The organism is Verrucosispora sioxanthis, assembly GCF_010560025.1.
Taxonomy (GTDB): Bacteria; Actinomycetota; Actinomycetes; order Mycobacteriales; family Micromonosporaceae; genus Micromonospora; species Micromonospora palythoicola.
Genome location: NZ_SAIY01000003.1, coordinates 679587 through 701080 on the forward strand (window position 1 = coordinate 679587; position 21494 = coordinate 701080).

At 72.5% G+C, this 21494-nt stretch carries 23 protein-coding genes and 3 pseudogenes; 9 read left to right on the forward strand and 17 right to left on the reverse strand.

Translation table 11 applies throughout. From position 1 onward, the window contains the following. Window positions 1-21: 21 nt before the first annotated feature. The 5 genes and pseudogenes from ENC19_RS12340 to ENC19_RS12355 form a co-directional block, all read right to left on the reverse strand. Window positions 22-1491, reverse strand: coding sequence for a class I SAM-dependent methyltransferase (locus tag ENC19_RS12340; RefSeq protein ID WP_164447410.1), 1470 nt, complete (start codon window positions 1489-1491; stop codon window positions 22-24). 15 nt (window positions 1492-1506) lie between these two features. Continuing rightward, window positions 1507-1656, reverse strand: a complete 150-nt coding sequence (locus ENC19_RS29305) for a hypothetical protein (RefSeq protein ID WP_216592457.1) — start codon at window positions 1654-1656, stop codon at window positions 1507-1509. 203 nt (window positions 1657-1859) lie between these two features. Further along, window positions 1860-3307 (reverse strand): annotated as a pseudogene (locus tag ENC19_RS12345) (HAMP domain-containing sensor histidine kinase). Between the two features lie 17 nt (window positions 3308-3324). After that, the gene (locus tag ENC19_RS12350; RefSeq protein ID WP_164447286.1) at window positions 3325-4071 is read right to left on the reverse strand and encodes a response regulator transcription factor; all 747 of its coding nucleotides are present in this window, start codon (window positions 4069-4071) and stop codon (window positions 3325-3327) included. 91 nt (window positions 4072-4162) lie between these two features. Continuing rightward, on the reverse strand, window positions 4163-4387 hold the full coding sequence (locus tag ENC19_RS12355) for a hypothetical protein (RefSeq protein ID WP_093402733.1): 225 nt from the start codon (window positions 4385-4387) through the stop codon (window positions 4163-4165). A gap of 165 nt (window positions 4388-4552) precedes the next feature. On the opposite strand from ENC19_RS12355, the pseudogene ENC19_RS12360 reads away from it, so the two are divergent. The 3 genes and pseudogenes from ENC19_RS12360 (at window position 4553) to ENC19_RS12370 (ending at window position 7187) form a co-directional block, all read left to right on the forward strand. Beyond that, a pseudogene (locus ENC19_RS12360) lies at window positions 4553-5499 on the forward strand (serine/threonine-protein kinase). 60 nt (window positions 5500-5559) lie between these two features. After that, window positions 5560-5982: an OsmC family protein gene (locus ENC19_RS12365; protein WP_164447287.1), complete on the forward strand. Its 423-nt coding sequence runs from the start codon at window positions 5560-5562 to the stop codon at window positions 5980-5982. Between the two features lie 350 nt (window positions 5983-6332). Next, window positions 6333-7187, forward strand: a complete 855-nt coding sequence (locus ENC19_RS12370) for a hypothetical protein (RefSeq protein WP_164447288.1) — start codon at window positions 6333-6335, stop codon at window positions 7185-7187. Between the two features lie 42 nt (window positions 7188-7229). On the opposite strand, the gene ENC19_RS12375 is transcribed toward ENC19_RS12370, so the two are convergent. From ENC19_RS12375 to ENC19_RS12385, 4 genes are all read right to left on the reverse strand, one after another. Then, on the reverse strand, window positions 7230-7676 hold the full coding sequence (locus ENC19_RS12375; RefSeq protein ID WP_164447289.1) for a response regulator: 447 nt from the start codon (window positions 7674-7676) through the stop codon (window positions 7230-7232). A gap of 223 nt (window positions 7677-7899) precedes the next feature. Next, window positions 7900-8376, reverse strand: coding sequence for a hypothetical protein (locus ENC19_RS30210; protein ID WP_235944671.1), 477 nt, complete (start codon window positions 8374-8376; stop codon window positions 7900-7902). A gap of 67 nt (window positions 8377-8443) precedes the next feature. Then, window positions 8444-8944 (reverse strand): cobalamin B12-binding domain-containing protein, encoded by a 501-nt coding sequence (locus ENC19_RS30215; protein WP_328824230.1) that lies wholly within the window; start codon window positions 8942-8944, stop codon window positions 8444-8446. Further along, window positions 8941-10692, reverse strand: coding sequence for a SpoIIE family protein phosphatase (locus ENC19_RS12385; RefSeq protein WP_164447290.1), 1752 nt, complete (start codon window positions 10690-10692; stop codon window positions 8941-8943). The genes ENC19_RS30215 and ENC19_RS12385 overlap by 4 nt, the downstream gene beginning before the upstream one ends. Before the next feature lie 286 nt (window positions 10693-10978). Here ENC19_RS12385 and ENC19_RS12390 point away from each other — a divergent pair, with 286 nt between their 5' ends. The 3 genes from ENC19_RS12390 to ENC19_RS12400 all read left to right on the forward strand — a co-directional run bounded on the left by ENC19_RS12390 (window position 10979) and on the right by ENC19_RS12400 (window position 12595). Further along, window positions 10979-11287 carry an STAS domain-containing protein gene (locus tag ENC19_RS12390; protein ID WP_281604335.1) on the forward strand — a complete coding sequence of 103 codons (309 nt, stop codon included), beginning with the start codon at window positions 10979-10981 and terminating at the stop codon, window positions 11285-11287. An 87-nt stretch (window positions 11288-11374) separates the two neighbouring features. After that, window positions 11375-12174, forward strand: a protein-coding gene (locus ENC19_RS12395) for an IS5 family transposase (protein WP_164447411.1) whose coding sequence is annotated in 2 segments (ribosomal slippage) — window positions 11375-11711 and window positions 11711-12174 — 801 coding nt in all. Because the reading frame shifts where the segments join, the coding sequence is not laid out codon by codon here. Between the two features lie 73 nt (window positions 12175-12247). After that, a complete protein-coding gene (locus tag ENC19_RS12400) occupies window positions 12248-12595 on the forward strand; it encodes an STAS domain-containing protein (RefSeq protein WP_164447292.1) in 348 nt (115 codons plus the stop codon). A 65-nt stretch (window positions 12596-12660) separates the two neighbouring features. Here the strand turns inward: ENC19_RS12400 and ENC19_RS12405 are convergent, their stop codons facing one another. Then, window positions 12661-12963 carry a hypothetical protein gene (locus ENC19_RS12405; RefSeq protein ID WP_164447293.1) on the reverse strand — a complete coding sequence of 101 codons (303 nt, stop codon included), beginning with the start codon at window positions 12961-12963 and terminating at the stop codon, window positions 12661-12663. A 214-nt stretch (window positions 12964-13177) separates the two neighbouring features. Here ENC19_RS12405 and ENC19_RS12410 point away from each other — a divergent pair, with 214 nt between their 5' ends. Next, window positions 13178-14158, forward strand: a complete 981-nt coding sequence (locus ENC19_RS12410; protein WP_164447294.1) for a DUF2267 domain-containing protein — start codon at window positions 13178-13180, stop codon at window positions 14156-14158. A 69-nt stretch (window positions 14159-14227) separates the two neighbouring features. On the opposite strand, the gene ENC19_RS12415 is transcribed toward ENC19_RS12410, so the two are convergent. The 5 genes from ENC19_RS12415 to ENC19_RS12435 all read right to left on the reverse strand — a co-directional run bounded on the left by ENC19_RS12415 (window position 14228) and on the right by ENC19_RS12435 (window position 18298). Next, window positions 14228-15529, reverse strand: coding sequence for an NAD(P)/FAD-dependent oxidoreductase (locus ENC19_RS12415; protein WP_164447295.1), 1302 nt, complete (start codon window positions 15527-15529; stop codon window positions 14228-14230). A gap of 57 nt (window positions 15530-15586) precedes the next feature. Then, window positions 15587-15868 (reverse strand): DUF6510 family protein, encoded by a 282-nt coding sequence (locus ENC19_RS12420; protein WP_164447296.1) that lies wholly within the window; start codon window positions 15866-15868, stop codon window positions 15587-15589. Between the two features lie 13 nt (window positions 15869-15881). Then, window positions 15882-16604 carry a ferredoxin reductase gene (locus ENC19_RS12425; protein ID WP_164447297.1) on the reverse strand — a complete coding sequence of 241 codons (723 nt, stop codon included), beginning with the start codon at window positions 16602-16604 and terminating at the stop codon, window positions 15882-15884. 8 nt (window positions 16605-16612) lie between these two features. Continuing rightward, complete coding sequence (locus ENC19_RS12430; protein ID WP_164447298.1) at window positions 16613-17212, reverse strand: sulfite oxidase-like oxidoreductase; 600 nt, start codon at window positions 17210-17212, stop codon at window positions 16613-16615. A gap of 72 nt (window positions 17213-17284) precedes the next feature. After that, window positions 17285-18298: a TerC/Alx family metal homeostasis membrane protein gene (locus tag ENC19_RS12435; protein WP_164447299.1), complete on the reverse strand. Its 1014-nt coding sequence runs from the start codon at window positions 18296-18298 to the stop codon at window positions 17285-17287. Between the two features lie 242 nt (window positions 18299-18540). On the opposite strand from ENC19_RS12435, the gene ENC19_RS12440 reads away from it, so the two are divergent. Then, window positions 18541-19707: a CaiB/BaiF CoA transferase family protein gene (locus tag ENC19_RS12440; protein ID WP_164447300.1), complete on the forward strand. Its 1167-nt coding sequence runs from the start codon at window positions 18541-18543 to the stop codon at window positions 19705-19707. A 30-nt stretch (window positions 19708-19737) separates the two neighbouring features. Here ENC19_RS12440 and ENC19_RS12445 read toward each other — a convergent pair whose 3' ends face one another. Next, window positions 19738-20148, reverse strand: coding sequence for a DUF2267 domain-containing protein (locus tag ENC19_RS12445; RefSeq protein ID WP_164447301.1), 411 nt, complete (start codon window positions 20146-20148; stop codon window positions 19738-19740). Window positions 20149-20294: 146 nt separating this feature from the next. On the opposite strand from ENC19_RS12445, the gene ENC19_RS12450 reads away from it, so the two are divergent. Continuing rightward, window positions 20295-20567: a DUF2795 domain-containing protein gene (locus ENC19_RS12450; RefSeq protein ID WP_164447302.1), complete on the forward strand. Its 273-nt coding sequence runs from the start codon at window positions 20295-20297 to the stop codon at window positions 20565-20567. Between the two features lie 244 nt (window positions 20568-20811). Here ENC19_RS12450 and ENC19_RS12455 read toward each other — a convergent pair. After that, a pseudogene (locus ENC19_RS12455) lies at window positions 20812-21462 on the reverse strand (hypothetical protein). Window positions 21463-21494: the final 32 nt, after the last annotated feature.

Sequence of the window (21494 nt, forward strand, 5' to 3'; positions counted from 1 at the left end):
CACCGGTGGTGGGGCGGTCGGTCACGGAAGCGCCACCCGGTACAGGGTGCGGGTGCCCGAGGGCAACTCCAGGCGGTCCTCGACGGTGCCGTGTTCGGCGAGCAGCGTCTCGAAGGCGTCCCGCCGGTAGTCGGGGAAGATGCCGTCCGGCTTGTTGGCCAGCAGCCGGGCGGCCATCGGGTCGTCCGGGTGGACGAACTCGACCACCAGCCGGCCGCCGGGTGCGGCGAGGCCGGCGAGGCAGGTCAGCACCTCCGGCAGCGGCACGTTTCGCCCGATCGCCAGGTGGTGCACCAGGGCCAGGGCGAGCACCGTGTCCGCGTTGGCCCGGGCGGCGAACGAGGCCCGCTCGATCCCGCGCCAGCCACCGCCGGGGGACGGGTCGGCCAGATCCATCACCAGCGGCAGCACGTGCCGTTCGTCCTCGCCCCGCAGCGTGCGGTACAGCCGGTCGACCACCGCCGGGTCCTGCTCGACGGCGACCACGTAGTCGGCGTGCCGGGCGGCGAGCCGGGCGTACCGTCCGTCGTTGGCGCCCAGGTCGAGCACGAGCCGGCGCCGACCGGCGGCGCTCAGCGCGGCGACGACGAAACGCTCCTTGCCCGCCCGGTCGTCGCCGGAGTAGCCGCAGGTGTGCTGGTAGTCGACCCAGTGGGTGGCCGCCGGCTGATGGTCCAGGCGGCGGACGAGCTTCTCCAACCCCCGCACGGTGGCCACGGCCAGCTCACGGGTGTACCCGGCGTCGCGCAACTGGGCACGTACGTCGGCGGTGCTGGTGGCGGCGCTGCGGCGCTGCACCGAGCCGTGCAGGTGGACGTGGGTGAGCACCCCGGGCAGCAGCCGACGGACGCCCCGGAACAGTGGTCCCATCTGCTCCGGCTCGATGCCGTCGACCTGGGCCCGCAGCCACGGCTGGAAGGCCAGCCCCAGGTGGGCGCCGAGCATCAGCGGGTAGAGCAGCGTCTGACAGAACTGTCGGTAGCCGGCCCAGGGTTCACCGTCGCGCAGCGGGGTGAACGACCCCACGTCGATGAAGACCGGCTCGGTGCCGCGCCACTGGAGGTTGTACGCCGAGCCGTCCTTGGTGGTGAAGCCCGCCGGCAGGGCGGCCCGGAGGATCTCCAGGTGCAGCAGCGCGGCGTCGCGCAGCATCGCGAAGGACCATTCGTACGGGTGTGAGACGAACGGGACGCGCTCGTGCCGCAGCACCGTCACCCAGCCCGGCGACTCCGGAGCGGTCGGCAGCTCCCGCAACGGCGACTCCGCCGGCAGTTCCTCGGTGCCGCAGACCTTGCCGGCGGTGAGCAACGGCGGAAAGAAGCTGCTGGCGGCGAGGGCACGCCAGTCGGCGGCGGCGGTCCGGTCGAGCGCGCGCAGCACGTCGTCGCCGGCGTGGAAGATCCGGTTGGCCGGGTCGCGGAAGGATCCCGGCTCCGGTCGAGGGTCGACGTCGAGCGGGGCCGGTCGCGGCGGCCGGCCCAGGTCTGGCATCACCATCGGGTCGGGTCAGCTCTGGTCGGTGGGCTGGCGGCGGAACCGGCTGACGAGCCTGCGCCAGTAGAGCTTGGCCGCCACCGCGATCCCGGCGATCCCGCCGACCACCGCCTGCACGATGAGGCTGCCGGATCCCGCGTCCAGGTAGGCCAGGTGGTTCACCGACCGCTCCTTCCCTCTGCCGTCACAAACCGACACCGCCGCCGTACCCCACATTTCGGATTTCGGCGGCCTGGCCGGACTTATGCCACCGTACGCTGCCAACTGCCCCGCGTCGGGCACAACCGCCCAGTTCCCCCACCCCATCCCATTGATCATGAGGTTGGCGGTGAGTTTGATCTTCGAAGGTGCCGCTAACCTCATGATCAACGCGGGCCGGGGGCGTCGGTTGTGGGGTTGGGGAGGCGGACGGTGAAGATGGTGTGGCCTGGACGGGAGTGCAGGGTGACGGTGCCGTGGTGGGCCTCCACCACCGCGGCGACGATGGCCAGGCCGAGGCCGGTGCTGCCGTGCGCGCGGGATCGGGAGCTGTCGCCGCGGGCGAAGCGTTCGAACACCTCGGGCCGCAGCTCGGGGGGTACGCCGGGGCCGTCGTCGGTCACGCTGAGCTCGGCGGCGTCGCCGGTCCGGCGCAGGCTGGTGGTGACGGTGCTGCCGGGCGGCGTGTGCACCCGGGCGTTGGTCAGCAGGTTGGCCAGCACCTGGTGCAGCCGGGCGGGGTCGCCGGGCACCCGGATGACCGTCTCGGGCAGGTCGAGCTGCCAGCGGTGCTCGGGGCCGGCCACGTGCGCGTCGCTGACGGCATCCACGACCAGCGCGGTGAGGTCGACCGGTTCGACCGCGAGAGGTCGACCGGAGTCCAGCCGGGCCAGCAGCAGCAGGTCGTCGACGAGGCTGGTCATCCGGGTGCTCTCCGACTCGACCCGGCGCAGCGCGTGGGCCACGTCGGTCGGCACCTCGGCACGGCCCCGGCGGGCCACCTCGGCGTAGCCACGGATCGCCGCGAGGGGGGTACGCAGTTCGTGACTGGCGTCGGCGACGAACTGGCGTACCCGGGTCTCGCTGGCCTGCCGGGCGGCGAGGGCGGCGGCGACGTGGCCGAGCATCCGGTTGAGCGCGGCGCCGACCTGACCGACCTCGGTACGCGGATCGGTGTCGGCGGCCGGCACCGGTCGGAGAGCGCCACCTCGCCCCGGTCGAGCGGTAGCTCACTGACCCGGGCGGCGGTGGCGGCGACCCGGCGCAGCGGACGCAGCGTGGCCCGGACGATCAGCGCCCCGGCGGTGCCGGCGACCAGCAGGCCGACCACGGTGACCCCGGCCTGCGCGGCGACCAGCGCCCAGACGGTCTCCCGCACGCCGGCCAGCGGCACGCCCAGCACCCGCACGGTCCCGGTGGCCGACCGCCGGGCCACCACCCGGTAGCCGCCCCGCTCGCCCAGGCCGACGCTGTGTGCCCGGCCGTCGGTGGGCACCTCGGCCAGCGCCCGCACCTGGTCGACCGGTACCGACTGCTCCTGTCGACCGACAAGCGTCCACGCCTCGGTGACCCGGCCGTCGACGACCTGGGCGCTGATCGTGCCGGGCGGGAAGCCGCGCGGCACCCGCACATCGCCCCACGGGCCGGTGCCGGGGCCGGGCTCCCACGCGGCGGTGGGTCGCCCTCCGGGCGTGAAGCGCAACTGCTCGTCCACCCGGGAGATCAGGAACTGCCGCAGCGCCACGGTGGTGAGACCACCGATGGCCAGGCTGACCACGGCGAGCAGCGCCACCAGGGTCAGCACCAGGCGGGTCCGCAGCGACCAGCCGGCCAGCCACCGGCGCACCCCGGTCACTCCGCCGGCTTGAGCAGGTACCCGGCCCCGCGCAGTGTGTGGATCATCGGCCGGCGGCCGGCGTCGATCTTCTTCCGCAGGTACGAGATGTACAGCTCGACGACGTTGGCCTGGCCACCGAAGTCGTAGTTCCACACCCGGTCGAGGATCTGTGCCTTGCTCAGCACCCGGCGGGGGTTGCGCATCAGGTACCGCAGCAGCTCGAACTCGGTGGCGGTGAGGGTGATCAGTTGCCCGTCCCGGCGTACCTCGTGGCTGTCCTCGTCGAGGGTCAGGTCGCCCACGGTGAGCACCGCCTCCGCACGGGTGGCCACCGCGAAGCCGGAGCGACGCAGCAGCGCGCGCAGCCGGGCGATGACCTCCTCGAGGCTGAACGGCTTGGTCACGTAGTCGTCGCCGCCGACGGTCAGCCCGGCGACGCGCTCCTCGACCGCGTCCCGGGCGGTGAGAAAGAGCACCGGCACGCTGTCGTTGTCCGCCCGCAGCCTGCGCAGCACCTGGAGACCGTCCAGGTCGGGCAGCATCACGTCGAGCACCACCGCGTCGGGTCGGAACTGCCGGGCGGCGCGTAGCGCCGCCATGCCGTCGGCCGCCGTACGCACCTGCCAGCCCTCGTAGCGCAGCGCCATCGACAGCAGGTCGGTCAGGGTCGGCTCGTCGTCGACGACCAGCACCCGGACCGGCTCACCGTCCGGTCGACGCAGCTCCACCCGGTCCAGTCCGGCCTCGCCCCCGATCCTCATGGATGCCATGGTGCTGCCGCGCACTTGGTGGCGCTTGGGTGGCTGCTGTGTGCCAGCTGTGCGGTCCGGCCGGGGCGCGGTCGGTGTCGGGTCACTCGGTCACGCCGACCGGGTCGGTTCGGACGAAACGCATGGACCAGGTTCCCGAGCCGTCGGGGCGTTGCCGCACGTAGAGATGGTCCGCCGCCGGCGTGGGCGCCTCCTGGGGGCGGCGCAGCACCCACAGTCGTGGCGGGGCGCCGTCCGGGCCGGCCGGCAACGACCGGACCAGGTCGTGGGCCGGACCGCCGACGAAACGTACGGTCACTTCACTCATCACGTTCCGCCTCCAGCCCGCCCGGCGCGTCGGGCGTCCCGGCTCGCACGCTAACGCACCAGCCGCCGTCCGAGGCGGGTTTGCCCTGATCGGGCCCGGGGTACCGTGCGCAGGCCACGGTTTCGCACGCCGTGGCGGAGCGGCACGAGGGGTAGGAGGCGGTCGATGCGCACGCTGGACGGGCGGTACCGGCTCGACCAGCGCATCGGCATCGGCGGGATGTCGGAGGTGTGGCGGGCGTACGACACCGTGCTGGACCGGCAGGTCGCGGTGAAGCTGGTCTCGCCGGGTCAGCCGGACGGGGCGGCCTCGGTGGAGCGGATCCGCTCCGAAGCGCGGTCGGCGGCCCGCCTGGTGCACCCCAACGTGGCGAGCGTGCACGATTTCGGCACCTGCGACACCGGGACGGGGCACCAGCTGCCGTACATCGTGATGGAGCTGGCCGAGGGACAGACCCTCGCCGCGCACCTGCGCACCGGCCCGTTGGACTGGCGGATCGCGGTGCGCGTCTGCGCGGAGGTCGGCGCCGCGCTGGCCGCCGCGCACGCCCACGGCATCGTGCACCGCGACATCAAGCCGGCCAACGTGATGCTCACCCCGTCGGGGGTGAAGGTGCTGGACTTCGGCATCGCCACCCCGGCCGGCGCCGCCGACACCACGCCCGACGGTGTCGTGGTCGGTACGCCGGCGTACCTGGCGCCGGAGCAGCTGCACCGGGCTCCGGCGACCCCGGCGGCCGACATCTACGCCCTCGGCGTCCTTCTCCACTACTGCCTGGCGGGACGCCTGCCGTACCCGGCGGACAGCGTCAGCCAACTGCTCGGACCGCAGCGGCCCCGGGTCCCGCGGCCCCGCCGGAGCTGCCCGGACTGCCCGCCGAGGTCGCCGACCTGCGCCGACGCTGCCTCGCCGACGACCCGACCCGGCGGCCGAGCAGCCTGGTGGCCGCGCTGCTGCTGGCCGAGGCGGTCGACGCCCGGGTGTACGTGCCGATGCACGAGCCGCTGATGCCACGGCAGCGGCCGGCGGCGGTGAGCCCGTGGACGGAGCGGGCGGCCGCCGAGGTCACCGAGGCCGCCGCCGTCGCCCAGTGGAGCCGGCACGGCGGGTGACTTCCCGGTTTCGCGCGACCGGGCCCGGGTAGCCGGGCGGGGAGTGACGGGAGGAACGCGATGCCGAGTTCCTGGCTGAACGAGGTTGCCGCCGCGACCGCCGAGGGCGGTCACATCCACACCGACGACGAGGCGCTGTCGACCGCCCTCGCCTCGCCGCTGGCGCCGCACTGCACCGGGTTGACCCCGTCGCAGCTGCTCGCCGCGGCGTTCGCGTCCTGCCTGCACCACGCGGCGGTGGAGGCGGCCGGCGGGATCACCGACGAGGCGCACACCGTGCAGGTACGCGCGGAGGCGAAGCTGGGGCGCGACGACGACGGCCGCTACCGGGCCGACGTGCACGCCTCCATCTCGTCGGTCGGGCTGAGTCGACAACAGCTCACCGAACTGGTCGAGCACGCCGACCGGCTCTGGCCGTTCTCCAGCGAGGACGGCGGCCGGCACCGGCTCACCGTCAGTCCGGCGGAGAACGGCCGACACTGATCCGCGTGGTGAACCGGCCGGCCCGGCGCGGCGGGCACGGTGGCTTCCGCGGTGGTCCGGGTCAACAGCACGGGCCGCATGGTCCGACCGCCCTACCCACCGCCCGATTGGATCGACCTCAGCCTCATCCGTTCGGCGGATGCGGCGAAGCAGTTCGATAGGCGTCAGCAAGATCCCGTTTCCGCCCTGTTTTGTACGTTGATTCCCGACATTTACTCCGGGACGGACAGGCGTATCTGATCCGCTTTGTCGAACGGTGCGGAGAATCATCGGGCGGATAGCCGCGAATTGTGACGCATGCCACCAACTGGGCCGATGGCAGTCGGCCGTCGACTTTCTAGCCTCGGCGGGTGCATCCCGACGACAACTTCGACCAGCAGCAGACCCCCGGGCGACCGGCGAGCCTCTCGGCCGACGAGACATCACCCGAAAGGTTGATGGGGCGGCATCGCGCCGTACCCGCACCACGCCGGGGCGTCCGCGCGGTACTCGCCTCCACCCCGGTCCGGGTGGCTCTGGCCACCGGCGTCACCTGCTGCCTCGGTGCCACCGCCGTCGTGGCCGCCCGCCACGACGACGAGGCACCGCCGCCCCGGGTGACCGAGGCGCTCACCGACCGCGCTCTCGCGGCTCAGGAGAAGGCCGCCTCCCGCTCCCTGGACCGCAGCCCCACCCCCGCACCCACCAGCGCCAGCCCCTCCCCCACCGCCAAGCCGTCGCCCACCGCGAAGCCCAAGCCCAAGAAGAAGACCCCCACCAAGCCACCGCGTCCCCGGCCCGTCGCCGGGCTGAGCCAGGCACAGATGGACAACGCCAAGGCGATCGTGGACGTCGGCGTCAAGATGAAGATCCCGCGTCAGGGGTTGGTGATCGCGGTCGCCACCGCCATGCAGGAGAGCACCCTGCTCAACTACGCCAGTGGTGTGCTTCCCGAGTCGCAGAACTACCCGCACCAGGCCGTCGGCTGGGACCACGACTCCGTCGGGCTGTTCCAGCAACGCCCCAGCAGCGGTTGGGGCAGCGTCCGGGACCTGATGCGGCCGGCGTACGCGGCGCGCGTGTTCTACGAGGCGCTGCTGCAGGTGCCCGGATGGCAGCAGATGAGCCTGACCCTGGCCGCCCAGGCGGTGCAGATCTCCGCCTTCCCCTACGCCTACGCCCAGCACGAGGAGCGGGCCGCGACCGTGGTGGCGGCCCTGACCTGAGCCGGACCCGGCCGTCGGGTCCGGCTCGCCGGCGACGGCGGGTCAGACCCGCTTGGGCAACACGACCACCCGGCCGAAGAACTCGTCGATCCGGTGCACCACGTCGTTGAAGTCGTCGAGGTCGATCGGCTTGGTGACGTAGGCGTTGGCCTGGAGGGTGTAACTGCTGATGATGTCGGTGTCCGCGTTCGAGGTGGTCAGCACGACGATCGGGATGGTCCGCAGGTCCGCGTCGTTCTTCACCTCGCCCAGCACCTGACGCCCGTCCTTGCGGGGCATGTTGAGGTCGAGCAGGATCACGTCCGGACGTTGGGCGTCGCCGTGCCGGCCTTCGCGACGGAGAAACTCCATCGCCTCCTCGCCGTCGCCGACCACGTCGATCACCTTCTCGACGTCCGAGGTGGCCAGGGCCTCCTCGATCATGAGCACGTCGCCCGGGTCGTCGTCCACCACCAGGATGCGAACCGGAGCGAGGGTTCGTGCGCCCATCTCTACCTGCCTCAGGTCGGCCAGGACGGAACCTACCGGCTCCGTGCTGGCGGAAATGTAGCCCATCATCGGACGATCGACGACCGCCGGGTTCCGCGACGTCACAGCCGTACCCGAGCAGCCTGTCCGAGACGGTCCGGGTGCGCACCCGTCCCTCGGAGAGACGGGTGTTTGCTGCCCGGCAAGTATAGGGAGGCCTCGACAGGCCCGACGGCACCTCCGGTCAGGCGGCTTGCCGATCAACCGCCGGCAGTACCGCGCGTCCCCGCTGGAGATGGTCCACCGCCCGGGGAGAATCGTGCAGCCGCCGGCCGTAGTGCGCCAGCGACGCATCCACCGTCACGGCCGGCACGCCGCGACTGTTCAGAATAGTCACCAGCCACCCGACGAACTCGGTGAACAGCGAGCTGTCGTCGACGTAGAGGGCGGCGCCCAGGAAGTCCAGGATGTATCCGAGGTCGCTGACCGTCGAGTCCAACTGGGCCGGGGTCTGGTCGCGGGTGGCCGGGAACCGCTGGGCCAGCTCGGCCAGGGCGCTGTCGATCAACTCGCCGCGTCGGTTGACCAGGGTGGCGTACTCGTCGTCGGCCAGGTGCGCCAGGTCGGCCGGCGGTACGGCGCGTAGGGCCCGCTCGTCACGGAGCAGGTCGGCGGCGGCGGGCGCGTCGGCGGCCCAGGCCACCCGAGTCGCCGCGCCCACCGGCCGTCCACGCCGAAGCCCCGACCGCCGACCAGCACCGGCACGTCCGCGCGCCGGCACGCCTCGATCATCCGGTGTGCGTGGGTAGCCGCATCGGCAGCGCGGAGGCCAGCGCCACGGCGTACGCGTCGTACCGGTGCAGGTACGACACCAGGTGCGCGGCGGGAACACTCGCCCCCAGGAAGGTGACCTGCCAGCCACGCAGCCGCAGCACCTCGGCCACCAGCCGGGCCGGCAGCGCGTGCCACTCACCGTCCATGCAGGCCACCACGATCCGGGCGCGCGTCGGGCGCACGTCGGCGTACGCGGCGACGGCCGCCACCACCCGCTCGCTCACGTGTGTCGCCGCGTGCTCCTGGGCAACGCTCCACTCGTTGCGCGCCCACCGTTCCCCCACCTCGGCCTGCGCCGGCGCGACCAGGTCCAGCAGGACCCGGTCCGCGGCCACACCCGCGTCGAGCAACCCGCGCGCCACCTCGACGGCGGCGTGCTCGTCGGCCTCGGCGAGACAGTGCAGGTAGTCCGGATAGACGGCCTCAGGTGAGGTGTCCCGGGTCGCGGCGGTCACCGGTCCGTCGCCTCCGGGGCCGGTTCGGTCACGGCCGGCACGGCGTGCAGGTGCCGCTGCGGGCGGCCACCGACGCCGGTGGCGCGCAACGCCAGCACCGCGATGTCGTCGTGGTCACGCTGGGCCAGCCACTCGCACGTCACCTGCTCGATCCGCTCCGCCAGCGCGGGCGCCGGCATTCGGTGGCACCCACCGAGCGCCTGCACCAGACGATCGGTGCCGAGCAGTTCCTCACCTCGCCGACCGCCCCGCGCCTCGGTGACTCCGTCGCTGTAGAGCAGGCACGTCTCACCGGGAGCGAGCCGCGTGGTGACCTGACCGATCCGCGGATCCGGCACCACACCGATCAGCATGCCGTTCAACGGCAACTGCTCCACCTCGCCGGAGGCGCGCAGCACCAGCGGCGGCAGGTGTCCGCCGCCGGCGAGCGTCAGCCCGAGGCCACCGTCGCGGTGTGGACGGACCACCCCCAGCACCATGGTGGCGAACCGGCCCTGTCCGTGGGCCAGGGTCGTCTCCAGCAGTGCGTCGTTGAGCAGCCGCAGCAGCCGGGCCGGTTGCTGCTCGACCCGGTGCAGCGCGTGCAGACACTGACGCAGCTGCCCGGTGAAGACCGCCGCCTCGACCCCCTTGCCGGAGACATCGCCGAGGAAGAACACCGAGCCACCGTCGGGCAGCCGGTGCGAACCGTAGAAGTCGCCGCCGATGCGCAGGCCGGCCTGGGCCGGACGGTACGCCGTACCCCACTGCACACCCGGTGCCGGTGCCGGCTCGACGGGCAGCAGGCTGGCCTGCAACATGTCGGCCACCTCCGCCTGTTCGCGGTAGAGCAGCGCGGTGGTCAACGCCGCACCGGCCCGAGCGGCGAATGCGCGAACCAGGTCGAGGTCGTTCTCCCCGTACCGGCCGCCCGCACCCCGCGCGACGAGCAGCACCCCGACGGGCGCGTCCCGGCCCGGCAACGGCACCAGGCGGGCGGCCACCTCGGCGGCGGAGACACCGGGCAACCAGCCCGCGTCGATGGCCTGCTCGACCAGCCAGTCGACGGTGTGCGGCGACGTGCCGCGCAGACTCTCCACGATCGCCGGAGGCAGCTCCGTCGCGGCGAGCACCCCGCGATCGACAGTTGGTGTCTCGTCGGCGTCCTGGCGGGCGCGCCACCATCGGGCCCGTCCGGATCGGGGCGCGAGCACAAGTACCGCGACGTCGGCCAGGGTCGGCACGGCGAGTCGGACGACCGCGGCAGCGGCCCGGTCCGGGTGCAGCGGATTGCCCAGCTTGTCGCCGACCGTGGTGAGGAAGGCCGATCTGGTCCGCTCGGCCGCCAGTTCCTCGGTCCGCTTCTCGTGGTCGCTGACATCCTCGACGTACCAGCAGCTACGCCCGGCGGACAACGGGACCTGACGTACCCGCAGCCGTCGGCCGTGCCGGCGCAGGTGCGGATCGCCCGAGGTCAGCTGCTCGAGCGCCGCCAGCGTACCGCCGACGACCACCTCGGGCAGCAAGCGCCGGGCGGTCGGGCTGACGTGCCGCACGGTCCCGTCCGGACCGCACACCACCACACCCTCGTGGAGATGTTCGGCGATCTCCGGCCAGTCGGCGGCGAGCTGATTCCGTGACGGCTCCAGGGCGGGTAGCCCGGCGGCCGGCGCGGCGTTGATCGAACGCCAGGCGGTAACCCGGGCGACGCTCGGCGTGGCAGACCGTCCGTCGCCGGGGTCGAGGTCCCTGACGTCGGCACCTGTCACCAGCTTGAGCCTCGCTCCTTGTCGGTTCCGCAGCCGCTTCGAGCGGCGTGCATGGTCGCGTCCTGACGCCCAGCCTACGCGGCTCTGCCGGTGCCGCCACCCGGGCGAGCGTCGCGGCGCGTACCGGCGGGCCGTCCGAGAGGCGGGCCCGCTCACGGGTTGTTACGATCCGAGCGCCCCTGCCCGCCCGTCACCGCGGAAGGCGTGATCGTTGCTGTCCCACGGTCGCAGACCCCCGACGCCGCCGCTGAGCATGTCCGTCGACCGGTCCGTTCCGCTCGCACCGGTGATCCGGGTCGTCGGTGATCTCGCCTACACCACCGCCGCGCCGCTGCGGGCCGAGATCGACCGGACGATGGGCACCGACCCCACCACCCTGGTACTCGACTTCGGTGGCCTGCAGTTCATCGACAGCACCGGGCTCAGCGTCATCGTCCACGCCTGGCGCGAGGCGCAGCAGCGGAGCGTCCGACTGCGGTTACGGGCGGTCCCCCGATTTCTCGAAACCATCCTCGACATGACGGGGGTCACCGGCCTGCTGTCCCGCGAGCCCGCCAGCACCGAACCGGACGGCCAGACCCCGGTCACCGCTTAGAGCTCCTAACGAAATGAAGGTTGGCGTGTCCTCGGGACGTGAGGGTCGTTCTGTCTGAACGTGAGGAGGGGTGAGCAGCCGCCGTGGATCGTCTCGGACGAGCTGTGGGCCGAGATCGTGCCGCTGCTGCCACCTCGACCGGCACGGCGGCACCGGTTTCCCGGTCGTAAGCCCCTGGACGACCGCAGGGTGTTGTGCGGGATCCTGTTCGTGCTCTACACGGCGATTCCGTGGGAGTACCTGCCTCAAGAGCTCGGGTTCGGGTCGGGGATGACCTGCTGGCGCCGGTTGCGGGACTGGAACGACGCCGGCGTCTGGCAGCGGCTGCACGAGGTGCTGCTGGGCAGACTGCGGGCCGCCGGGCAGTTGGACATGTCCCGGGCGGTGATCGACGGCTCCCACGTCCGGGCGCTCAAGGGCGGCCCAAAACCGGTCCGAGCCCGGTCGACCGCCGCAAGCCAGGCTCGAAACACCACGTCATCACCGACGCGGGCGGCATCCCCCTCGCCACAGCACTGACCGGCGGCAACCGCCACGACGTCACCCAACTACTGCCCCTGGTCGACAAGATCCCCCGGATCAAAGGCATCCGCGGCAGGCCCCGGCAACGACCCGACCAGCTCTACGCCGACCGCGGCTACGACTACGACTGCTACCGCCGCGACCTACGCGCCAAGGGCATCACCCCAGTCATCGCCCGACGCGGCACCGGCCACGGGACAGGGCTCGGCACCCGACGATGGGTCGTCGAACAGACCATCGCCCTGCTGCACTGGTTCCGGCGCCTGCGCATCCGCTGGGAGATCCGCGACGACATCCACGAAGCATTCCTCACCCTCGCCTGCGCCATCATCTGCTGGCGCCGACTCCAACACTCAAAGAGTTAGGAACTCTTAGCGGATGACGGAGAACCTGGCCCCCGCGACTTGCGCTTGACCGACGTACTGGGAGCATGGAGTCATGGTGGCACAGCTGTTGGTCACCGAGGTCGACCGGCAGGACACGGGGCATGCCGAGTTGCGGCTGACCGGTGACCTCGACTTCGACAGCGCGCCCGAACTCGTCGACGCCGTGGCCGCCCTGCGCCGCGACGGCTACCAACACCTGGTCATCGACCTCACCGGTGTGGGCATGTGCGACTCGTCGGGGTTGAGCGCGTTCGTGATCGCCCACCGGGGCGGCTCCGTCCCCCTGCGGCTGATCGGCGTCAACGCCTCGCTGCGCCAGTTGCTGGTCCGCACCGGCCTCACCGAACTGCTGGAGCTTCCCCCGGCCGTCGAGGACCGGGACACGCGGGCGGTCGGCTGACCGCCCGGGCCACCGAAGGGGTGGCCCCCGACCCTGGGACCAGGGGTCGGGGGCCGGAGGATGGCTCAGGGAGCCGGGACCGGATACGGGCCGCTGCGGTGGGGCCGGGTGGTCGGCTCCGCGTCCTCCGGTAGGCCCGAATCAGGCGTCTGAAACAGGTAACGGACGAACTCCGCACCACTTCCGTCGTCCCGATCGCCGGGCCACTGGCCGGCGCAGTCGACGCCGATCACCTCGCGACCGCCGCCGTCGGCCTCTTCCAACAACGCCCACAGGCTCACCGGGTAGCAGCGGGTGTGCTCGGGTGCCAGCCGCCACCGGGCGTACCAACCGGGTCGGGCGGGGACGATCTCGACTATCCGCTTCATCACGACCTTCCCTTCCGCCGTGCCTCGGAAGATCTCCGGTCCACCGCGATCGTCGGCCCCGTCCGGGTGACCGGCCCTCACCCCGGCCGGATGAAGCCTCGCCGTCGTGGTCGAACCCTCCCCCTGCCGGCACCGACCTGATCGTTTCGCCCGGCGACCGCCGGGAAGGCCATCGACGAAGCCCGGCACCACCAGCGGAAGCGAGGTGTGCACCATGCGTAAGCAGATGGAGGGCGACAACCAGCGCCGGAGGGCACTGGCCCGCCAGGCGCGGGAACAGGGCATGCGGGCCGCCGACACCGGTGCCAGCCTGAGCGCGTCCAAACAACTGACCCACCTCGACCAGCACGAGCGGGCCGGCCCGCCGCCAGCCGGCAGCCGCCACAAACCAGACGCCACGCGCGGCGGACCCGCTCCCCCACCGGCCGGTTCCCCGCAGACCCCCCGGCCCCGTCCGGAGCCGGGCGGGCCGGCGCCCGGGGTCACCACGGTGGGTTACCGCGAGCTGGTCGAGGACGTCGTGCGCCGCTCCGGCGTCGACTTCCGTACCGCCAAGGTGGGGGTCGAGTCGACGGTGCTGGTCCTGGCCTGGGCCCTGGAGGCCGGCGAACGCCGACGGCTGCTGGAGGCGGTGCCCGCCTCGCTGCACGACGTGGTGCCGGTGGACGGCATCGAGCGACGCCAGGATCTGGCCGGCTTCCTGTCCGAGGTGGGTCGGATCAGCGGTCGACCTCCGGAACAGGCGCGCTATCAGGCCGAGGCGACCCTCGCCGCGCTCGCCGCGCACGACGGTGATCTGATCGAATCACTGCACGTACCGGACGAGCTGCGGCAGTTGCTGGAGCCGCCGGCCGTCGGCGGCGGCGTGGTCGGTCCGGTCAGCGCGCTGCCGCCGTTGTCCGCGGCCGAACTGCGCGCGGCCCTGGCCGACCTGCCGTACTGGTCGGGTGACGGGACCGCGCTGTCCCGGACCCTGGAGCTGCCGCCGGCCAACCTGGACCGGGTGCTGGACCGACTCGACCTGCTCCGCCAGCAGACCGGCCGCGGGCCGCGGATCGGCCGCGCCGACCCGACGACCGCCGTGCTGACCGTCACCTCGGGCAACGCCGGGGCGGTGACCGCGATGGACATCGACCTGGCGCACGCGGTCGACGACGCCATCGACGAGGCTGGGGCCGGCATGGCCGCCGGCTGAGCAGCCGAGATGCCAGCCGTGCGGTCGTGGATACCCCACGACCGCACGGCACGCCGGTCGGGCCGGTGGTCAGTGCACCCGCGCCGGCATCTCGGGCGACGAGCTCTCCAGTGGTACGGCGGTGGCGGAGATCAGTCCGAGCTGCGCCGCCGAGCGCGGCAGCGCGGCGTCGAGGAACCAGTCCGCGCTCACCCTGGCCCGGTTGCCGGGCATCGCGAGCAGGTGGTAACCGCGGGTGACCGCCTTGGCGGGCAGGCCGGACAGCGGCACCTTCAACGGGTTCGCGGCAGCCTGCTTGCCGCCCAGGTCGACCACCCAGCCGAGGTCGTGGTGCTTGTACGGTCGACGGCGTCCCTGCCCGTACGAGGCGGCGATGTTGTGCGCGGCCAGCTTGCCCTGTCGCTGCGCGTGCTGGGCGGTCATCGTGCAGATCTCGCCGGGCCGGGTCAGGTCGGGCACCGCGGCGGCGTCGCCGCAGGCGTAGACCTCGGGGAATCCGGGGACGTTCAGGTACTCGTCGACGACCAGCCGCCCCTTCTCGGTCCGCAGGCCCAGTTCGGCCACGAACGGGTCGGGGCGTACGCCGACGCACCAGACCAGTGAGCAGGTGGGCACGTACTCGCCGTCGGTGAGCTTGACCCCGTCGGAGGTGGCGACCGCCACCGAGGTGCCCATCCGCACGTCGACCCCGCGGCGTCGCAGCACCTTGTCGGCGGTGACCGACATCCGTCGGTCCAGCTCGGGCAGCACGCGTGGGGCGACGTCCAGCAGCAGCCACCTCGGCCGGATCTTCAGCCGAGGGTGCTGGGCGGCCAGTTCGTCGGTGAACAGGATGCCGTGCGCGGCCACCTCGGTACCGGTGTATCCGGCACCCACCACCACGAACGTGGCGCGGGCCTGCTGCTCGGCCGGATCCTCGGCCTGCTCGGCGAGTTCGATCTGCCGGACCACGTGGTCGTGCAGGTAGAGCGCCTCGGGCAGGCCGCGGAAGCCGTGTGCGTACTCGGTCACGCCGGGAATCGGCAGCAGCTTGTTCACGCTGCCGACGGCCAGCACCAACCGGTCGTACGCCAGCCGGTTGCGGTCACCCTCCGGCTGGGTGAAGCCGACCCACCGGTTCTGCAGGTCGACGCTGTCCGCCTCACCGATGACCACCCGCACGCCGTCCAGCGTGCCGGACAGCGGCACCGCGATCCGGCCCGGCTCCACCACCCCTGCCGCCACCTCCGGCAGCAGCGGCAGGTACAGGAAGTAGTCGGTCGAGTTCAACAGGACGATCTCGGCTCGACCGCGGGCCAACCTGGTCAACGTCTTCGCCGCGTGGTACCCGGCGAACCCGGCCCCCACGATCACTACACGAGGCTTCGTCATTCCGGCCCGGTTCCCGTGATCCGCGTCGGCAAACGTCCAACCGCCCTGTCGGCGGGTCTAGCGGGTGCGTTCTGGCGGCAACGGGAACTGGAGGAAGGTGGCGCCGCGCAGGTCGAGCCAGGCACGGTCAGGGGCACGGACCAGCCGCAACATCACTTCGACGCAGGTCGGGCAGCGCCCCACCAGGCCGGGCGCGTGCGAGTAGACCCGCAGCCCGGCCACCGGGCCGGGGGTGCCGCAGTTGGCGCACCGGGCGGTGGCGGTGCTCAGGTCGACCGCGAACACCTCCCCCAACGGACCATCGAGCATGTTGCCGTCCACGTAGGGCAGCGCGGTCATCCGCGGCCTCCTCTCAACCGGTCGGGCCGAAACGTTCGGTGCGTACCCGTCGCGCCGGATGCCCCAGCCCGACGATCAGATCGGAGACGGCCTCCACGAAACCGGTGGGTCCGCACACGTACACCAGCGGCTCCAGCTCCGGCGGCCAGCCGTTGTTGTTGACATCGGCGAGGCCGAGCCGGTGCGGCTCGCCGCGCCATCCCTCGGGCGCCTGCCGGGTGTAGACGTGGGCCACGTCGAGACCGGCGTCGTCACGTACCCGGCGTCGCAGTTCCTCGGTGTAGAACGCGTCGTCGGGGGTGCGCACCGAGTAGATCAGCCGGAACGGGACCCGGCTTCCGGCCGCCCGCCGGGCTCTGATCATGGCCATCAACGGCACCACCCCCGATCCGCCGGCGACCAGCAGCACCGGTTCGGTCTGCTGTGGCCGCCACACGAACCAGCCGCCGATCGGGCCACGTACCTCGACCGGGTCGCCCTCGCGGTAGCCGTCGACCAGAAACGGCGACACCTCGCCGTCGGTCACCCGCTGGACGCACACCTCGATCCGGTCGCCGTCGGCGGGCGCGGCGAGCGAGTACGACCGGGCGGCCTGGTATCCGTCCGGCGCGGTGAGCCGGATGTCGACGTGCTGGCCGGGCAGGTGGGCCGGCCAGCCCGGCACCTCCAGCACCAGGGTTCTCGCTGTCGGTGTCTCGGCCCGGTCCGCCACCAACCGGGCTGCCCGCCAGCTCATCCGCCCGGTCAATCGCCCTGGTACCGCTGCTCACGCCACGGGTCGCCGTAGTCGTGGTAGCCGGCGGTCTCCCAGAAACCGGGGGTGTCCTCGACGGTGAGACGGATGCCGCGCGCCCACTTGGCCGACTTCCAGAAGTAGAGGTGCGGTACCAGCAGCCGCGCCGGCCCGCCGTGCTCGGCCGGCAGGTCGTCGCCGTCGTAGCTGTGCACGAGCCAGGCCTGCCCGTCACGCAGGTCCTCCAGCGGGAGGTTCGTGGTGTATCCGCCGTAGGAGTGGGCCAGGGCGTAGTCGGCGGCGGTTTCCACGCCGTCGAGCAGCGTGTCCAACGAGACTCCCCGCCAGGTGGTGCCGAGCTTTGACCACCGGGTGACACAGTGGATGTCGACGGTCGGCGTCTCCTGCGGCAGCGCCATCATCTCGGCCCAGCTCCACCGATGCTCCGTACCGGTCTCGGTGCTGATCACGAACTCCCACTGCTCGCGCGGGACCCGAGGCGTCGGGCCGGCGGAGAGCACGGGAAAGTCCGGCGTCAGGTACTGGCCGGGTGGCAGATCCGCGGCGTCGGCGCGCGGCCGACCCTGGAAGCCCGGTGTGACGATACCCACCGCTCAGTCCTACCACGGCGCACACCGCCACGGGCGGGTTCGACCGGCCCGGGCGCACCGGGCCGGGAACTCTCACTTCCGCTCGGTGACGACCTCCTTGGATCCCGGCACCACGTTGCGGGTGGCCCGCAGGCTTGTGATCGTGACCACGGTCAGCACGCCGAGGATGACCAGCAGCGAGACCACGGTGGGGATCTCCGGGACGCCCTCCCAGATGCCGTGCGCCCAGTGCAGGCCGAGCTTGATGCCGATGAAGGCCAGGATGATCGCCAGACCGTAGGTGAGGTGGACCAGCCGGCTCAGCGCCGCGTGCAGCACGAAGTACAGCGCCCGCAGGCCCAACAGGGCGAAGGCGTTAGTGGCGAAGACGAGGTACGGGTCCTCGGTGATGCCGTACACCGCCGGCACCGAGTCGACGGCGAAGACCACGTCGGTGGCGAGCACCGCCACCACCACCAGCGCGAGCGGGGTGAGCGCCCGGCGTCCGTCGACCCGCACGGTCATCTTGGTGCCGTGGTACTCGTGGACCACCGGCATGAACCGGCGCAGCAGTCGCACCGAGCGCATGGTGCCGATGTCCACTGACTGCTCGTGCCCGGTGAACGCGTCGCGGAGCAGCTTGGCGGCGGTGAACAGCAGGATCAACGCGAAGATCAGGAAGGCGAAGTCCAGGGTCTGCAGGGCCGCGGCGCCGAGGGCGATGAAGATGCCGCGCAGCACCAGCGCTCCGGTGATGCCGAACAGCAGCACCCGTTGGGCGAGCTCGGTGGGCACCGCGAAGGCGGCCAGCAGCAGCATGAAGACGAAGAGATTGTCGACCGACAGTGACTTCTCGACCAGGTAACCGGTGAGGTACTCGAAGCCCCGTTCGGAGCCGTACCGGTGCCAGACCCAGGCGCCGAAGGCCAGGGGCAGGGCTATGTAGAAGGCGCTCCAGCCGAGTGCCTCCTTGAGCGACACCTCGTGCGGGCGCCTGGTCACCAGGAAGTCGAGCACCAGCAGGGCGAGCACGCCAAGGATCGTGATCGCCCACAGCGAGGGCGTGCCTACCGAATCCAGACCGGCCGCGACAGACAAATCGGACATGGGGCCTCCTCGAACACCGTGTCATGTTCGAGGTCTCCTTCACCCACGTTTCGTGGGCAACCACCCGAGGCGCGCTCCGGGCGCGCCGTACTGACCGGCATGGTTCGTGGGAAGTACTCCCCTCGTGCCGCCAAGGTTAGGGCAGCCGAATTCCGCCCGCCACGCGGGGCGCTGCCCGCCGCAGTGGCTCCGCTCACGACGAGCGGCCCGCCGGTGGCGATCCGAGCGCCTATCGTGACCCGGTGAGCGAAGACCTGGCGACCGGCCCGCTGGCCGGCGTACGCGTGGTGGAACTGGCCGGGATCGGCCCCGGGCCGTTCGCCGCCATGATGCTGGCCGACCTGGGCGCCGACGTGATCCGGGTCGACCGGGTCGCCGAGGTGGACGCCTCGGCCTTCGGCACCCCGCACCCCGATCTGCTCAACCGGGGACGCCGCTCGATCGGAGTCGACCTGAAGTCCGCCGACGGACGCGAGGTGGTACTGGCCCTGGTCGGCGCCGCGGACGCCCTCATCGAGGGGTTCCGGCCCGGGGTCACCGAGCGGCTCGGCGTCGGCCCGGCCGACTGCCAGGCGGTCAACCCGGCCCTCGTCTACGGCCGGATGACCGGATGGGGTCAGGACGGCCCGAACGCCCCGTACGCCGGACACGACATCGACTACCTGGCGCTTACCGGCGCGCTGCACGGCATCGGGCGGGCCGGCGAGCCTCCGGTGCCGCCGATGAACCTGCTCGGCGACTTCGGCGGCGGCGGCATGATGCTCGCGCTCGGTGTCGTCTCCGCGCTGTACGCGGTCCGCGGCGGCGGCACCGGCCAGGTGGTGGACGCGGCCGTCGTGGACGGCGTCGCGGTGCTCAGCACCCAGATCCACGCGCTGCACCAGCTCGGCATGTGGCGCACCCCGCGCGGGGTCAACCTGCTCGACGGCGGTGCGCCCTTCTACGACACCTACGAATGCGCCGACGGGCGGTACCTCGCCGTCGGCGCACTGGAGCCACGCTTCTACGACGAACTGGTCCGGCGCACCGGTTTCCCACTCCCGCCGGACGAGCCGATCGACCGGACCGACCCGGCGAACTGGCCGGCGTTGCGGGCCGCCTGGGCGCGCCTGTTCCGCACCCGTACCCGGGACGAGTGGGCGGCGCTGCTCACCGCCTCCGACGCCTGCGCCGCGCCGGTACTGGACTGGCAGGAGGCGTCGGAGCACCCGCACCTGGCCGCCCGCAGGACGTTCGTGCTCCGCGACGGGGTCGTCCAGCCGGCGCCGGCGCCCCGGTTCTCCGCCACCCCGACCGCGATCCGTCGGCCGCCGCCCTGGCCGGGTGAGCACACCGACGAGGTGCTCACCGAGGCCGGCTTCGACCGGAACCGGGTCGCCCAGCTACGCGCCAGCGGAGCGGTCGGCTGACATCGGCACCGACCGGAACGCGACGACGGCTCAACGACGGCGCAGCGTCGCGCCGGGGGCCAGGGCGGGTTCGACCATGTCGCGGTAGTCGCGGGGCAGCTGGACCACCAGTTCGTCGAACTCTCCGCCGGTCACCGCCTCCCGCAGCGTCGTGAAGACGGCCCGGACCGCGTCCCGGGCGGCCGGCTCGGCCACCCCGGCACGCACGGCCACCCGGGCGACGAACTCGGCGGCACCGAACCGTTCCGCCGCCTCGATGTCCGGTGTCGGGCGCATCGGCAGCCGCAGCGGGGCCGGTAGCTGAACGGCCAGGTCCAGCACCTCGCCACCGGTCAGCCGCTCGGCCAGCGTTTCCAGCGTCGCCCGGATCAGCTCCGCCGCCCGCGACGACGAGGCGGCGGTGCGCTGGGCGACCTGGTCGACGAACGTGTCGTAGTTCATCGCGTACCCCCTCCGGCCGGCGCTTACCCACCCGACCGGTACGGAAACGGCGACCGCATTTTCGTCGGACCAGGCGCGTGAGCTGCCCCGCGTCGGGTATCCGCGCCCGGTCGTGGCCGGATCGAGGCCCGGGAGGAGTCGACACCATGGCGAGCTACGCCGACGTCCTGCAGTACCTGTCCAGCCTGGACTACCCCGCCGGGAAGGACGAGGTGCTGCGCGAGGCCGAGCGGGAAGGGGCGCCGCCGGAGGTACTGCGGGCCCTGCGGGCGCTGCCTCCGGTGGATTACGCCAACGGCAACCAGGTGGCCCGGTCGGCCGGCATCGACGCGGCGCCCGAGATCACCGACGCGCAGCGCGGCGCCCAGGGGCGCGACAAACGGCACCAGCGGGTGTCACAGCATCTGCGCGGCATCTAGGGGGCTGCCCGCCGGTAACGGCGGCTCACACCGGGCCCGTGGACAGGGGCGCCCCGGCCGCGAACCGCAGCCGGGGGCGCCCCTGCGTAACCGCCTGCCCTGGCGACGGTGTGCGCCCGAACCGGGTCGCGGCCACCAGGCGGCCGACAGCCACCCGAACCGGGTGGCTGCGTGCTACTGCGACGAGTTTACCGCACGCCATCAGCCGAACGGACAGTGGGTGCCGACAAAGGGGCTCATCCTGTCAGCTCGGCGTATCGCCCTCCAGATCGACCCGGGCCAGCGCGCCGACCAGCCAGGCGAGCCGCTCCGACTCGCGGCCGCCGGCCAGCCCGGCGAGATCCTCAGCCGAGCGCCCCAGTCCGAGCCGTCGGGCCGCCGTCAGGGCCCGCCGGTCGGCGACCGGCGCGACCTCGCCCCACAACGCCTGCACTGCGCAGGAACGGGTCGGCGACCCGGTCGTCGACCCCCGGCAGGGCGGTCAGCAGCGCCCGCTCCCGGCCGGGTCACGGCGCGCCGCCGACCGCAACCGCCGCAGGTCACCCCGGTAGCGCCCGACGACCGCACGGGCCAACTCGCCCAGCAGGTCGGCCAGCGCCTCGACGTCACCGCGCTGGCCGCTGTCGCGCAGCGTCCTGACCCGATCGGAGCGGGATGAACTGGACAACCGGGCCGCGCTGTCCCAGCCCGCGTCGGGCAGCGCGTGCGCACCGTCGACGGCCCGCCGGAAATCCCCCCGGCGGGCCAGCAGCACCGACAGGCAGAGCAGCTGGAACAGGCTGGACGGGTTGTTGGTGACCCGGAAGCCGTACTGCTCGGCGAAGCCCCGGCCACTGCCGGCGAGCCGGCGCGCCAACCGCTTCCTGTCCTCGATCGTGGCAACCGTGGTGGGCATGGGCGGCTGTTACCCGCGCCCAGGGTGAGTAG